The organism is Verrucomicrobiia bacterium, from assembly GCA_023953615.1.
Classification (GTDB): Bacteria; Verrucomicrobiota; Verrucomicrobiia; order Limisphaerales; family JADLHS01; genus JADLHS01.
On record JAMLJH010000001.1, the window covers coordinates 1,265,639 to 1,280,582 of the forward strand.

At 58.0% G+C, this 14,944-nt stretch carries 10 protein-coding genes; 5 read left to right on the forward strand and 5 right to left on the reverse strand.

Going from position 1 to position 14,944, the window contains the following annotated elements:
- Positions 1-12 precede the first annotated feature (12 nt).
- Both M9920_05275 and M9920_05280 read right to left on the reverse strand, forming a co-directional pair.
- Positions 13-2,490, reverse strand: coding sequence for an immunoglobulin domain-containing protein (locus tag M9920_05275; GenBank protein ID MCO5051694.1), 2,478 nt, complete (start codon positions 2,488-2,490; stop codon positions 13-15).
- 86 nt (positions 2,491-2,576) lie between these two features.
- Entirely contained in the window at positions 2,577-6,212 is a 3,636-nt protein-coding gene (locus tag M9920_05280; GenBank protein MCO5051695.1) for a DNA polymerase III subunit alpha, read from the reverse strand.
- Between the two features lie 166 nt (positions 6,213-6,378).
- On the opposite strand from M9920_05280, the gene rpsU reads away from it, so the two are divergent.
- The 4 genes from rpsU to M9920_05300 all read left to right on the forward strand — a co-directional run bounded on the left by rpsU (position 6,379) and on the right by M9920_05300 (position 10,109).
- Complete coding sequence (rpsU, locus tag M9920_05285) at positions 6,379-6,576, forward strand: 30S ribosomal protein S21 (protein ID MCO5051696.1); 198 nt, start codon at positions 6,379-6,381, stop codon at positions 6,574-6,576.
- A 75-nt stretch (positions 6,577-6,651) separates the two neighbouring features.
- Entirely contained in the window at positions 6,652-7,566 is a 915-nt protein-coding gene (locus tag M9920_05290) for a sugar phosphate isomerase/epimerase (protein ID MCO5051697.1), read from the forward strand.
- Between the two features lie 184 nt (positions 7,567-7,750).
- On the forward strand, positions 7,751-9,316 hold the full coding sequence (locus tag M9920_05295; GenBank protein ID MCO5051698.1) for a UbiD family decarboxylase: 1,566 nt from the start codon (positions 7,751-7,753) through the stop codon (positions 9,314-9,316).
- A gap of 1 nt (position 9,317) precedes the next feature.
- Positions 9,318-10,109 (forward strand): endonuclease/exonuclease/phosphatase family protein, encoded by a 792-nt coding sequence (locus tag M9920_05300; GenBank protein ID MCO5051699.1) that lies wholly within the window; start codon positions 9,318-9,320, stop codon positions 10,107-10,109.
- 133 nt (positions 10,110-10,242) lie between these two features.
- On the opposite strand, the gene M9920_05305 is transcribed toward M9920_05300, so the two are convergent.
- The 3 genes from M9920_05305 to M9920_05315 form a co-directional block, all read right to left on the reverse strand.
- Positions 10,243-10,863, reverse strand: a complete 621-nt coding sequence (locus M9920_05305; GenBank protein ID MCO5051700.1) for a phosphoribosylanthranilate isomerase — start codon at positions 10,861-10,863, stop codon at positions 10,243-10,245.
- A gap of 79 nt (positions 10,864-10,942) precedes the next feature.
- Entirely contained in the window at positions 10,943-12,721 is a 1,779-nt protein-coding gene (ptsP, locus tag M9920_05310) for a phosphoenolpyruvate--protein phosphotransferase (GenBank protein MCO5051701.1), read from the reverse strand.
- Positions 12,722-12,926: 205 nt separating this feature from the next.
- Positions 12,927-13,721: a hypothetical protein gene (locus tag M9920_05315; GenBank protein MCO5051702.1), complete on the reverse strand. Its 795-nt coding sequence runs from the start codon at positions 13,719-13,721 to the stop codon at positions 12,927-12,929.
- A gap of 163 nt (positions 13,722-13,884) precedes the next feature.
- On the opposite strand from M9920_05315, the gene M9920_05320 reads away from it, so the two are divergent.
- Positions 13,885-14,925 (forward strand): carbohydrate kinase family protein, encoded by a 1,041-nt coding sequence (locus tag M9920_05320; GenBank protein ID MCO5051703.1) that lies wholly within the window; start codon positions 13,885-13,887, stop codon positions 14,923-14,925.
- The last annotated feature ends 19 nt before the right edge of the window (positions 14,926-14,944 follow it).

Consider the following 14,944-nt stretch of genomic DNA (forward strand, 5'->3'; position numbering starts at 1 on the left):
CCGCGAGGCGTCTCACGGGACCAAGCGCACGGCCCGATAGAAACGCAGCGGTTGGTTGCTTTCCGGGTCCGTGAATTGGAAGCTCGGACCACCGAGGTTGGTCGTCAGCACCGGCGTCCAATTCGTGAGGAACGTGGATTGTTCAATCACAAATTGTCCCGGGCCGCCGCTGATCAATAACTGCGCCTGTCCGCTCGGTAATAGAACGATCGAATCAATCTGCGGCGCGGCGGGCGTAACGGTCAAGGTCGCCGCTTCACTCAGGATGGTCGCCACGATATTCGAGATCACGACGGTATAATCACCCGCATCGGCAAGTTGAACTTCGGCCTTGGTATAACTCGATCCGGTGGCGCCGGGAATGTCCATGTCGTTAAACCGCCATTGATACGTGGGTGATGGCGAACCGTTGGCGGTCACACTGAATGTGGCGGAGGCGCCGACAGCCACCGTCAGGTTTTGCGGTGGCACGGTAATGACGGGCGCGGTTTGAACGGTGAGCGTCACGGGCGCGCTGCTGATCGAACCGAAGGCATTCGTAATGACGACCTGATAAGCGCCGGCATCCACCGGTTGCGCGTTCAACTTGACGAACGAAGCGCCGGTCGCGCCGGGCAAATCGGCGCCCGCATGACGCCATTGATAGGCCAGCGGACCGGTGCCATTGGCGGACACGGTGAATTGAATCGTGTCGCCCTGGTTTACCGTCAAGCTCTGCGGCGGCGTGACGATGGCGGGCGGGGTGGGTGGTGGCGGCAGGTAAACCAACTTTACCGCGTCGGCAATGACGATGTCACCGCCGACGCCTTGCGTCACGTCGTTGCCGACTTCGATGTAGCTGACGGTTCCCGCCGGCAGAAAGCGGTTGCTGGCGATCAACTGGAACGAGTTGCCATTGGCTTCTTCATTCACGCGAGTCAGAGTGGTGTCGCTGCCGTTGTAAACGCGGAACGGTGCGTTCACGGCGCGGTTGCCCCCCGGCGCGGACGCCGACCACGAGGCGTAGATGTTGTAATTACCCGCCACGGGTAGGTTCGGAATGAAGCGCGCCGTACGATCCGGACTGCCCAGGACGTACCTCGGACTGGCATAGCGGAAGTAACCCAGGTAAGCCGCGCCGGCGGTGGACGCACTCCAGTTGCCGGTGTACGCGACCGTGTGGCCGCCGGAGTTGTTGGCGTTGTCCTCATCAATCACAATGTCGGGCACCGCCATGGCGGCCGTGGTGAAGGTGTAATTTGCCGAGTAACCGATCAGGTTGTTCGTGCCTTTCGAGTGAACACGATAGTGATAGGTGGTATTCGGGCTTAATCCCGTCAGACTTACCGTGTGGTACCAGGCCAGCGCACTGTTCGTTTTTGCTGAACCGTAAGCCGGCGTTAAACCATATTCAACGACGCCATCGGACCCTTGATCGGTCGGCCAGGAAATGGTGGCGGTGGTGGTTTGAACGGTTGCGACTGGCGGGTATTGCACCAAGGGCGCGTTGGTGTAAGGCCAGGCCAGAAAATTGGTGCGAATGGCGGCCCAGACTTGGGCGGGATGCAATTCCGCGCGCCAATAATCCACGGCGCGGAATCCGCCGGGCGACACCGGGTTGGCGATGTTTCGCAACGCGTTTTCAAATTCGCTGATTTGCTCGGCGGTTACGGTGCCACTGGCTGAACTCCAGCCCTGGCCGGTCATGACGAATGGTTTGATCGCGTTCGTCCAGATTCCGCTCAAGCCATTTTTCCAACTGGTCCACTCGCTATTGATACGGTTGACGCATACGGTGGGCGTAACGCCCAGCTCAATCCAGTACGCCTGCGGCATGATGACGTCGCAGTAATACGCAAACTCCTTGTAAGGCAGATTGGGATGCAGCGCGCGATACGGCCAGGTGGAGACGCCCATGAATTTATTCGGCCAGTTCGTGCGCACCGTGCTACAAAGCTGGATGGCCAATGCGGAACGCGCCGCCGCGTTGCCGCCCACTGTTTCCCATTCGGATTCCGCGTCGTAAATCAAACCGTCGGCGCCCTGATTAAAAATAAAATCCGCCATGGCAATTTCGCCCGGGACATTCGCGCCGGTGGTGTACAGATAACCGAACACCTTCAATCCCGCCGCGTGTCCGGCCGCCACGACTTCCGGAGTGAATTGAGTCGTGCCGCCGGCCTGGAAAACGCCATCGGCCTGCGCCGCCTTGATGATGACATATTGCAACCCTTGATTCTTCAGGTAGGTCATCAAGTTGGACAACGTGTTGACGGACGGCACGTTTCCACCCAGGCCGCTGACGGCTGTGGGCAGAATGTAAATCCATGAGCCACGCCCCAGGTTATGCGGATTGATATTACCATCGCGAATCTGCGCGGAAGCAATGCCGCCGAGACTCCAGGCGATCAAACAACCCCAACCACAGAGCGCGCTGGGGTGGAGAAAACTGCGGCGCGCAGTTTGAAGAACGATCTGCAGGGTCCGAAACACCACTCTGATTTTCCGCATAGATTGGGCAAATCTCTCCCAGCGGCAAGGCCGGGTCAAGCGGCAGCGCATGTCAAATGATGTGTATGACCGGACGCCCGGGCGCGTCATTCATCATTGTTTGGCGGGCGCCGACCGTAGCGCTTTTCCTTTTCGGGAAGGCTCGAATCCACTTTCACATGGTAAGCATCATCCCCGAAGCGTTGGGTGACCGCGACCTGCAATTCGCGCGACGGCGTGACCGCAAAGCGTTCGTTGGGCGCCACAAAAACATAACGCCCGGTCGGGTAACGGAAGCACAACATCAACTCGCATCGGCCCAGGTGCGTGCTGACCAGTTCGCGTACCTGCTCCAGCGCGTCCGGCTTGAGGTGCGCCGTGTGCAGATGCAACGTCACCCGCTTGGTCCAGCGTTTGGGCGCGTCATCCAGCGGCACGATTTCCTGCGGAAAAATTTTGGGCCGATCCTCAGTGGTGCTGACTTCGCCGACCACCATGATGGGCTGGTTAAGCTCAAGCAACGCGCGGAACTTGTCGTGGTTCTCGTTCATCACCAGCACCTGGGCGGCGCCCTGCAAATCCTCCAGCGTGACGAGCGAGTAGGGTTTGCCGCTTTTTTTGGACACCCCATGTTGCACGGCGGCAATCAATCCCCCAACGCGCGTCATCGAGCGGTTGGGCAGTTGCATCAACTGGCTGGTGTTGGCGAGCGAATATTTTTCGAGGATCGCGGCGTACGGCGCCAACGGATGACCGCTGACGTAGAAACCAAGCAGTTCCTTTTCGTGCGCCAACATTTCGTGCTGCGGCCACTCCGGCAGCAGCGGTTCCTTTTCCGACGCCGCCGGATCGGGCGCTTCTTCCAACATGCCGAACAGCGAGCTTTGTCCCTTTTGCCGGTCGCTGATGATGCTGGCCGCGCGCGCCAACGTGCGTTCCACCTGTGCAAACAAGGTGGCGCGGTTTGAACCGAAGCCATCGCAGGCGCCGGCCTTGATCAAGGCTTCCAGCGTTTTGCGCGTCACCGAGCGACTGTCCACCCGTTCGCACAAGTCCGCGAGCGATTTGAAACGTCCCCCTTCGCGGCGCGCCTTGAGCATTGCCTGTACGGCGGCCTCGCCCACGCCTTTGATCGCCGCCAGACCGAAGCGGATGCGCTGATTTTCCTGGGCGGGCGCAAAGAACAACTCGCTTTCGTTGACATCCGGCCCCAGCACCTCGACCCCCAGTCCGCGCGCTTCGGCGATGTATTCGCTCAACTTCGCGGTGTCGTTCATGTCGTTGGTCAACAACGCGCAGAGAAACTCCACCGGATAATTCGCCTTGAGATACGCGGTTTGATAAGCCACGACCGCGTAGGCCGCCGCATGGGATTTGTTGAAGCCGTAGCCGGCGAATTTTTCCAACAGGTCAAAAATCTGGTTGGCCTTTGCCTTGGAAATCTGGTTCGTCTCCGCGCAACCCTTCACAAAGATGGCGCGATGCTCCTGCATCTCCTCCACCTTTTTCTTGCCCATGGCGCGCCGCAGCAAGTCCGCGCGCCCGAGCGTGTAGCCGGCCAGCACCTGCGCCGCCTGCATCACCTGTTCCTGATAAATCAGGATGCCGTACGTCTCCTGGGCAATGGGTTCGAGCAGTGGATGCTCATATTCCACCTTCAATTCGCCATGCCGGCGTTTGATGAAATCCGGGATCAGATCCATCGGCCCGGGACGATACAACGCCACCAGCGCCGTGATGTGTTCGATGCTGGCAATTTGAAATTTGCGGCACAAATCGCGCATGCCGCCGGATTCCAACTGAAACACACCCAGCGTTTCCGCGCGGTTCAGCAGGTCGTAGGTTTTCTGATCGTCCAGCGGCAAATGATCCATGTCGAGCGTGACGCCGCGGGTTTGCTTGACCAGATCAGCGGTGTTGCGAATGACCGTAAGCGTTTTCAGCCCGAGAAAATCCATCTTCAGCAGACCGAGTTCGCCCACCGGATTCATGGGATACTGCGTCACCAGCGCGCCGGATTCGTCGGTCTTGAGCGGTAACAGATTCACCAGCGGCTCGGGGCCAATGACGACGCCCGCCGCGTGAACGCTGGAGTTGCGCGCCAGATCCTCGAGCACGAACGCCGTGTCAATCAACTCACGCGTGACGTCCTCGGTGTCGTAAGCCTGCTTGAGTTCCGGTGCTTGTTTGAGCGCTTTTTCAAGCGTCATCTTTAACTCGGCGGGAATCATTTTTGCCAGCCGATCACAATCACCATAGCTCAAGCCCATCACGCGACCCACGTCGCGCACAACGGATTTCGCGCCCAGCGTGCCGAACGTGATGATCTGCGCCACGGCGTCGCGCCCGTATTTTTGCCGGACGTATTCGATCACGTCCGCCCGGCGGTCGTCCGCAAAATCAATGTCAATATCAGGCGGATTGACACGCTCAGGATTCAGAAAACGCTCGAACAGCAGCCCGTAGCGGATCGGGTCCACGTTGGCAATTTCGAGCAGATAGGTCACCAACGAGCCGGCGGCGCTGCCGCGCGCGACGCACGCCACGCCCTTGCTCCGACCGTATTGCACAAAGTCCGCCACGATCAGGAAGTAGCTGATGAATCCGGTCTTTTCGATGACCGCCAGTTCGAGTTGCAGACGATCCATCACCGCGCGAATGGCTGCGGCTACGGCGGGATCGTTGTGATCCCACTGGTCTCCGTCTGGACTGGTCGGTTGGTAAGTCGGCAGACGGCGCGGATTGCCAATGCCTTCGACGATAAACTCTTTACCCTCGGCGCGAGCGCGGATGGTGTAGCGGCGCTGCAAGCCTTCCGCGAGGAGATGGCGCAAATAACCTTCGCGCGTGAAATGTTCCGGCGGATGGAACATCGGGTAATGCAACGTTTTGAAGTCGAACGCCACGTTGCACTTCTCCGCCACTTCGAGCGTGTTGGCGATGGCGTCCGGTCGTTCGGCGAAACGCGCCTTCATCTCCTCGGCGCTGCGGAGATAAAATTGCTCCGGCGCGTAGCCCGCGCTCATGCGCTTGGGATTGCTCAGCAAATCCTGCGTGCCGATGCACACGAGGCAATCGTGCGCGTGCGAATGTTTCTTCTCGACGTAATGCACGTCGTTGGTGGCGACGCATTTCAGCCCGAACTCTTTCGCCCAAGGGATGAGCTGCTGGTTGACTTTGGCCTGTTCGGCGAGGCCGTGATTCTGGAGTTCGAGATAAAAGTTTTCCGGCCCGAGCGTTTGTTTGAACCAATCCACCGCCGCGCGCGCCTGGTCGAGTTGATCCGCGAGGATCGCCTGCGGAATCTCGCTGGCCAGACAACCGGACAGCGCGATCAAACCCTCCTTATGTTCGGCAAGAATTTCCTTATCAATGCGCGGCTTGTAATAGTAGCCCTCCAGATGGGCGGCCGTCGTGAGCTTGACGAGATTTTTGTAACCCGCCTGATCCTTCGCCAGCAGCACGAGATGGTGGTAAACATCCTTGCCCCCGGTGGAGGATTTTTTTTCGAGCCGCGAGCCGGGCGCGACATAGACCTCGCAACCGATGATGGGTTTGATGCCCTGGCTTTGCGCTTCCTTGAAAAAGTCCACCACGCCGTACATTGCGCCGTGATCGGTGATGGCGAGCGCGGGAAATTTCAGCTCGTGCGCCTTTGCGCATAACCGGTCCAAACGGCAGGCGCCATCAAGCAGGGAATACTCGGTGTGCAGGTGCAGGTGGACAAAATCGGCGTGCGCCATAGCCGGATTTTACCGTGAGAAACCGCTTTCCGGCAAGGCATGAACGGACCTTCATCTTTTGAAATTTTGAAGATTGACCTCGCCGCTCAAAAATAACATGCTGACAGGCCAATTTTCGAGCGCCCGGCCGATGGGCCGACCGCTCCCGGAAAGGATGTGATTTGGATTGACCGAGATTAAACTGAAAAAAGGCGAGCCAGTGGATAAAGCCCTGCGCCGCCTGAAAAAGAAAATTGATCGTGAAGGCACTCTGCGCACCGTGCGCATGCGTCGGTCTTACGAAAAGCCCAGCGAGCGACGTCGCCGCAAGGAGAAAGTCGCGCGCTTTTCCGCCATGTTGGCCGCCCGCTACGCGGATCAATAATTTGTGATTCCAACCTCGAAACCGGGCCTGGCTGTTTAACGGCTGTGCCCGGTTGTTTATTTTCCAAAATCAAGGATGTATTCGCTCTCAAGTTGCTGGAACTCGCACCGTCACACCGACGGACGCGCGATGCTGCGCGAAATTCGCGATCTTGGCTTCGAGTATGCCGAACTCAGCCACGGCACGCGGATCAGTCTCGTCCCCGGCATTCTCGAAGCGGTTCAAGCGGGTGAAATCAAAATCTCTTCGCTGCACAATTTCTGTCCGCTCCCCATGGGCGTGAATCAATCCGCCCCCAATCTTTACCAGTTTACCGCCGAGTCCCCGCGCGAACGTGACGCCGCCGTCAAACATACGCTCAAGACTTTTGAGTTCGCCACGCGCGTCAATGCGCCTCTGGTCGTCCTCCACCTCGGCAGCGTCGAGTTGAAGGATTACACCGGTCGGCTGAAGGAACTGGTGGTGCGGGGCGAAAAGGATTCGCGCAAATTCACCAAGCTCAAAACTGAAGCGCTCGAAAAGCGCGAGGCCAAAAAGAAGCCTTTCCTGGAGCGACTCTACGAATCGCTGCGTAAAGTTTTGCCCGAGGCAGAATCTCGCGGCCTTCGGCTCGGTTGTGAAAATCGCGAAGCGGTCGAGGAAACGCCTTTTGAAGATGATTTCGGTCTGTTGTTTTACGAGTTGAAAAGTCCGGCGCTGGCGTACTGGCACGATACCGGTCACGCGCAAATCAAGGAGAACCTCGGCTTCATCAACCACGAATTGCACCTGCGCACCTATGCCGATCGTCTGGCGGGCTTTCACCTGCACGACGTGCAGAACCTCGTCCACGATCACTGCGCGCCCGGTTCCGGTTCGGTAAATTTTTCCGCCTTAAAACCGCTGGTCAAACCGGAGCACATCAAAGTCTTTGAATTCAGCCCCGCCATGCCCGTCGCGGCCCTCAAGCAAGGGGTCGCTCACCTCAAACAGGTTTGGGGCGACTCGTAGTCGCCAGCGTGCGGAAGTGGCAAATCTATCTCATGTCCGCAAAAAGGCACAAAAGCACAAAGGAAAACAATTTTTGCGCCTCTTGCGCCTCTATACGGCCACAGCTTTAACTGAACCGCCATAGTCTCGATTCATTTCCAAGTTTTTGTGTTTCGACTTCAAACGGCTTTGCTAACTTCCCGATATGGCTTTCGATTCCTTCCGCGATTTCGTCACCGCGCTTGACCGGGCTGGCGAGCTGAAACGCATTTCCGTACCGGTCGCCACCGAACTGGAAATCACCGAGATCGCGAACCGCGAGATGAAGTCGCCCGGCGGCGGCAAGGCGCTGCTGTTCGAACAACCCACCGTCAACGGCGTGGTTTCGCCGTTCCCCGTGGCCATCAACACGCTCGGTTCATGGAAACGCATGGCCCTGAGTCTGGGCGCGAACTCGGTGGACGACGTTGCCGCCGAACTCGGCGCGTTGATGAAAGCCAAACCACCGACCAGTTTTCGCGAAACGATAAAATTGTTGGGGCAGGCGCTCGATTTGCGGCATGCGAAACCCAAGGTCGTGAAGCGCGGGCCGTGCAAGGACGTCATCCACAAATTCGACGCGACGACGCGACGCACTGAACCGTGGCCAAAAGCGGCGGACATTTTGCGAGGCGCGATTGACGAAGCGTCAACCACCACTCGCGAGGCGCACTCGCTGCCGACGCTCCGCACACCGCACACCGCACTCCCCATTTTGAAATGCTGGCCGCTTGATGGCGGACGTTTCATCACGCTCCCGTGCGTCGTTACCAAGGACCCGGACACCGGCGAACGCAACGTGGGCATGTACCGGATGCAGGTTTACGACGATCGCTCCACCGGGATGCACTGGCAGTTGCAGAAAGTCGCCGCGCGCCACGGTCGCCGTTACTACGAAAAAGGCGAACGCATGCCCGTCGCCATTTTCCTTGGCGGAGATCCGGTATTCACCTTTGCCGCCACCGCGCCGCTGCCAGATGGCCTGGATGAATTTCTCCTTGCCGGTTATCTGCGCAAAAAATCCGTCGAACTCGTGAAGTGCGAGACCAACGACCTCGAGGTTCCTGCCAACGCGGACTTTGTCATCGAAGGTTACATTGATCCCACCGAGCCACTGCGCGAGGAGGGGCCGTTCGGCGACCACACCGGCTATTACACCTTGCCCGAACCGTATCCCGTCTTCCACGTCACCGCCATCACGCATCGCCAGGATGCGGTGTATCCGGCGACCATTGTGGGCATCCCGCCGATGGAAGATTTTTACATGGGCGGCGCGAGCGTGAAATTATTCCTGCCCATCTTCAAGATGAACTTCCCGGAAATCGTGGACATCGCGCTGCCGGCGGAAGGCGTGTTTCACAACCTCGTCTTCGTCAGCATCAAAAAGACCTACCCGATGCAGGCTTACAAAATCATGCACGGCCTCTGGGGCATGGGCCAGATGATGTTCACCAAATACCTCGTGGTGGTGGACGCCGACGTGAATGTCCACAACACCAGCGAAGTGCTGTTTCATCTGTGTGCCAATACCGATCCGCAACGCGACAGCATCTTCACCAAAGGTCCGGCCGACGTGCTCGACCACGCTACCAGTGAAATCGCCATCGGCAGCAAGCTTGGCATTGACGCCACCAAGAAACTCTCCGGTGAAGGCTTCAAACGCCCCTGGCCGCCGTTAATCAAGATGGATGAAAGCGTGAAGGTGAAGGTGGAGAAGCTATTTCCCAATTAGGATGAGCCACTTACTCACATTGGGATTTTTGCTAGTGTTACTTTGCGGTTGCCGCGCACCAACTCGCACTGCGGTCATGCCAAACGGCCCGCATCTGAGGGTACTTACCTATAACGTGAATTACGGCAACCCGCGACCGGACCAAGTTGTAGAAATCATCCGGCAATCCATGGCCGAAATTGTCTGTCTGCAAGAAACGTCTCCGCAGTGGGCAAATTACCTCCGCCAGACTCTCAGCAAAGAATATCAATTCATGGAGTTTCGCGATTCCAAACATCGCATGGGTGGCGGGCTTGGCTTTTTAGCCAAAGTTCAAGCACACGAGGTTGCCTACATACCATCGGCAACGACTTGGTTCGACGGATGGATTATGGCTTTCGTCACCCCGATTGGACCGGTGCAAATAATCAATGTCCATCTCCGCCCTCCCATCAGCGACAACGGCAGTTGGGTTAGCGGATACTTCACCACCAGCGATAAACGGCAAAAGGAAATGGAGGCATTCTATCAGGCACGCGCCCCACAAATTCCCACGTTGGTGCTGGGAGATTTTAATGACAGTGAAGGTAGCGTGGTGGTGCGGTGGTTGGAGACCCAAGGGATGACCAACGCGCTCACACAATTCAACCGCTACGACCCCACATGGCAATGGCAGACAAGTACAATTACTTTGAAGCGGCGTATGGACCATATTCTGTATGCTTCAGCGTTTAGCTGTACTGCCGCGCGCGTTATTACTGCGGGGTCATCCGATCATTTTCCGGTGGAAGCTGTATTCATTAAAACTCCATGAACGGCGTGACAACTGCAAGACAGTCGCTATTGATAACCTTTTGTTGCATATGCGACAAAAGGTTGTCATGGGTTGGGGCGGTGGAGAGGAGGTAGTTGCCGGTGGCGTGGCACAGGCAGGGTTGAATTGATCATCACTTCTGACCGTGGGCGTTCTGGATGAATGCCTGCACTTTCGCCGGGTCTTTTTTCCCGGGCGCGGATTCGACACCGCTGGACACATCCACGCCGAACGGTCGCACTTGCCGCACCGCCGCCGCGACGTTTTCCGGCGTCAAACCGCCGGCCAAGAAAATGGGTTTGCCGTGTTGCTTGGCACTCACCGCCAGTTCCCAGTTGAATTGCGCGCCCGTGCCGCCGTGAGCGGCGGGAGAATAAGCGTCGAGCAAATACGCTTCCGTGGCGTAGTCCGGCAGTGCGCGCAGTGACGCGGAGTTTTGGATGCGAAAGGCCTTCATGCTGCGCACGCCAAACTGCGCGCAAAAGTCGGGCGATTCCTCGCCATGAAATTGCAGCAGGGTCAGATTGCATTCCTGAATGGCGCGCCAAACCAACCCGACATCAGGGTTCACAAACACGCCGACTCTGAGCACTGCGGGTGACAACGCACGGGTAATCTCGGCAGCCACAGGCACTGAAACATGACGCGGACTGCGTTCGTAGAACATCAGGCCAATCAAATCGGCGCCCGCCGTCGCCGCCGTGACGGCATCCGTCACGCTGGTGATGCCGCAAATTTTAACTTTGACGCTCATGGCTGGAAACTTTGGCGCGGGAATGAGAAACATTCACAAACGACCATCCAGCGGAATTGGGATGGCCGCAACCGTGATTTCATTTTTTGGTTTCAAATAGACTGGGCGCGGCGCGGCGCGCCAGGGCCAGACTGCGCACGAGGATTTCCGTGGCGGATTCACAGCTCAGTGCGAAATTCGCCAGTTCCTGGGCCTCGGAAAATTTCAGTTGGCGCAGCAGAAACTTCAAGGGCGGCAACGCGGGCGGGGCCGCGCTCAGTTCGTCCACGCCCAGACCCAACAATAGCGGCGTAAGCTCGATGTCGCCCGCCATCTCGCCGCAGACGCTGACCCACGTGTCGCGCGCGCGCGCCGCCTGCACGGTTTGGTGAATCAACCGGATGATGGCGGGATGCGTCGGCTCGTAGAGGTGCGCGATCTTCTCGTTCACGCGATCCACGGCGAGCGTGTATTGGATCAGATCGTTCGTGCCGACGCTGAAAAATTGCACGCGCTGGCTGAGTCCGTCGCTGATGATGACGGCGGCGGGAGTTTCGACCATGATCCCCACTTCGAGCTGATCATCAAACGGTAATCCTTCCTGCCGCAGTTCGGCCTTGAACTGTTCCAGAAACGCGTTGGCCTGAATCAGCTCGTCCAAACTCGAGATCATTGGATACATGAGTTTCACGTTGCCGCTGACGCTGGCTCGCAACACGGCGCGAAGTTGCGCACGGAACATTTCCTCATGTTGCAGACAATAACGGATGGCGCGCCAGCCCAGTGCCGGATTCGTCTCGGGGGGCATGCCCAAGAGCGGCAGCAATTTGTCCGCCCCCAGATCGAGGGTGCGGATCACCACCGGATCTGGTTTCAACGCCTCGGCCACCTGACGGTACACTTGATATTGCTCTTCCTCGGTGGGTAACTGGTCGCGATTGAGAAACAGATATTCCGTGCGAAACAAACCCACGCCTTCCGCGCCGCTGGAACGCACGGAGTCCACGTCTTCGGCGCGTTCGATGTTCGCGGAAATGACGAGACGCCGCTGATCAAGCGTGATGGCTTCCTGGTCCAGGGTGCCGCGCAATTTTTCCGTCAGCGAAACCTGTTTCTGCACCAATTGACCGTATTCGGCCAGAGTGCGTTCGGTGGGATTGATAATCACCTTGCCGTTAAAACCGTCGAGCAAGGCAAACTCGCCACTCGTCAATTGTTCGCTGGCGTCCTTTAATCCCACCACGGCCGGAATGCGCAGTGACTGCGCCATGATCGCGGTGTGCGAGGTGCGGCTGCCAATATCGGTGGCAAAACCGAGCACGTTTTTTCGATCCAACTGCGCGGTCTTGGTGGGCGACAAATCATGCGCGATGATGATGCATGGCTCGCTCAGTTGGGCCAGGTTCACCTGATCGCTGACCCCGAGCAACTGGCTCATGATCCGGCCGCTGACATCGCGCAAGTCGCTGGCGCGTTCGCGCAAATACTCATCCTCCACCTTGGCCAGCGCTTCGATGTAACGCTCGGTCACCTGTCCGAAAGCGTACTCGGCATTCAGTTTTTCCTCCTGAATCAAGCGCACGACCTCATCAATCACGGACGGATCCTCCAGCACCAGGAGGTGCGCGTCAAAAATGCTGGCGTGATTGGCCCCGAGGTTTTGGAGCAGTTGGCGTTGCGTTTCCTGCATCTGCTCGCGCGTTTTCACGAGCGCTTGCTGAAAGCGGTTCAGCTCATGGGGAATCTCGGCGTCCGCGACCAGGCGCTTTTCCACACGGTAGCGGGTTTTATCGAGCACGAGGATTCTGCCGCGACAAACCCCGGGAGACACGGGTATGCCGCGGAGGATTCGCTCACTCACGCTCGCCTGTTCAGCCATGACAACAGGATTAACGGACGCCCCGGATTTGAAAAGCAATTCTTGTCCCCCAACCGTCGGGCGATCACAACTTGATGGCAACCAGCCTGAGCGACTGGTTGCGCCGGGGGGGGAACTTACGTCGAAAATTCCCAGGGCCATTCCCCTGCGGGATCAACAGCGCAATGGCAGGATGGACGGCTCCGCTAAAATTACCCGCTGCCCGTCACGGTGACTTGTGTACGTCGGTTCGGGTTTCCACATAATCAATCACCCGATTTACAACGAGTTCGCGCATTTCCACGCGCCACGTTAACTGCCGGGTGTACCACAGACCGTCCTCCGTCCGCTCCCGGCCAAAGCTGAAATTGAATTTCTGCACCGAGCCTAGCAATCCACCGACCAACCCGATCTTCTCGGTCAACCGCGCTTCCACCTTCACGATTACGTCCTCGACTTCATCCACCCAGATGCGCCCTGCCATCTGATTCAGACAGCGCTCCTTGAAATCCGCCGCTGGCAGCTTTTGACTCGCGGGCTTGAATTCCACCACCAACGTCGAACGACCTTCCACCAGTTCCCGCCCCATAACCGCGAACGCAAAGCGCTGCACCAGATTAGTGTTGGCCACGAAATCCCGCTTGTGTTGAGCGGCATCGGGCGAAATCTCGTTCGCGCGGCCACCCGCACTCGCGTCGCCAACGTTTGGAGGGTGCGGCGTGGGCTCGTTCGCGCTGATCTTCTCCTGTCGCTCGAGGAGGCGACCCCGCAGATTTCGATACTCCGTGGTCCGGCTGCGCTTGAAGAAATAGTTTGCCTTGAAGATCACATCGTTCTCCGACTCCTGTTGCGACCGCGTCATCACCCGCTCAATTATCGCGTCCACGGACGGCAACGGCGCTTCGGCGCGGTTCGCCCAACTGCGTCCGCCCGATAAAACGAGAGTCAGCACCCCGGCCACTTTCAGCAATTTCTTCATGAAGAGAACCATGCTCACCACCTTCCGGGAACGGTCATTCACGGATTATTGGCACGCTTGCGACTCTACTCTGGTCTTCGCGTCTTTGAAACTGATTTCTGGCAACCGTGGCCGGCATTGGGCGACGGACAAAACCACGTCCATTCAGAATCAGCTTGATTTCCGGGCGGCGACTGACGTTCACTAATCCGCAATCCGAAGTGCTATGAGAAGGGTTTCAACACAGCGACGGCACGGCTTGATGGCCGGGGGAAATTGGATCATTGACCACGTAAAACTGATTGATGTTTATCCACAACCGGAACAGCTCGCCAACATCAGCAGCGAACATACCGGCACGGGCGGCGGGCCGTACAACGTGTTGCTGGACCTGGCGCAATCCGGCGCGCCATTTCCGCTCGTCGCCGCAGGACTGGTCGGCAAAGACCCCGACGGAGCGAGCATCATTGCGGATTGTCGCCGGCGCAAAATCAACGCTCAATTCCTGACCACCACCACCAAGACCTTCACGTCCTATACGGACGTCATGACGGAGCAAGTTTCCGGGCGGCGCACTTTTTTTCACGCTCGCGGGGCCAACGCGCTATGGACCGGAGCGGACATAGATTTTCAGAAAGCCAAAGCCAAAATTTTTCATCTGGGTTACCTGCTGCTTCTGGATCAGTTGGATCGTCCGGACGCGAAGTTTGGCACCAAGGCGGGAAAACTGCTGGCCGCCGCGCGCGCCGCGGGATTGAAAACCAGTGTGGACACCGTCAGCGAGGACAGTGATCGCTTCGCGCAACTGGTGCGACCAACCCTCCAGCACGTGGATTATTGCATTCTGAATGAGATCGAAGCGGGTCGCATCACCGGGTTCAAAGTGCGTCATGCCGATGGGCGACTGGACCCCGTGGCGTTGCGCCATGCCGCCGGCGCCTTGCTGCAACTCGGCGTGAACGAGCTGGTGGTGATTCATTTTCCGGAAGGCGCATTGGCGCGGAATCGGCGCGGCGCGGATGTCTGGCAACCAGCACTCAAACTACCCGCCAAATACATCGCCGGCACGGCTGGTGCGGGCGACGCCTTTTGTGCCGGTGTGCTTTGGGGCTTGCACGAAGCATGGGATTTGCCGCGCAGTTTGCTCACGGGCGTTTGTCTGGCGGCGGCTTCATTGTCGGATCCGACCTGTACCAAAGGCGTGAAATCCCTGAATGTTTCACTGGCGCTCGCCAAAAAATACGGGTTTCAACCGACGTTGGGTTAAATGATGACGGTTCGTGTCA

What these genes read in the sequence shown, in the direction of transcription:
- M9920_05275 (MCO5051694.1), bottom strand. Translation starts at nt 2,490, where the DNA reads ATGCGGAAAATCAGAGTGGTGTTTCGGACCCTGCAGATCGTTCTTCAA.
- M9920_05295 (MCO5051698.1), top strand. Translation starts at nt 7,751, where the DNA reads ATGGCTTTCGATTCCTTCCGCGATTTCGTCACCGCGCTTGACCGGGCT.
- ptsP (MCO5051701.1), bottom strand. Translation starts at nt 12,721, where the DNA reads ATGGCTGAACAGGCGAGCGTGAGTGAGCGAATCCTCCGCGGCATACCC.
- M9920_05320 (MCO5051703.1), top strand. Translation starts at nt 13,885, where the DNA reads ATGAGAAGGGTTTCAACACAGCGACGGCACGGCTTGATGGCCGGGGGA.
- M9920_05280 (MCO5051695.1), bottom strand. Translation starts at nt 6,212, where the DNA reads ATGGCGCACGCCGATTTTGTCCACCTGCACCTGCACACCGAGTATTCC.
- M9920_05290 (MCO5051697.1), top strand. Translation starts at nt 6,652, where the DNA reads ATGTATTCGCTCTCAAGTTGCTGGAACTCGCACCGTCACACCGACGGA.
- M9920_05305 (MCO5051700.1), bottom strand. Translation starts at nt 10,863, where the DNA reads ATGAGCGTCAAAGTTAAAATTTGCGGCATCACCAGCGTGACGGATGCC.
- M9920_05300 (MCO5051699.1), top strand. Translation starts at nt 9,318, where the DNA reads ATGAGCCACTTACTCACATTGGGATTTTTGCTAGTGTTACTTTGCGGT.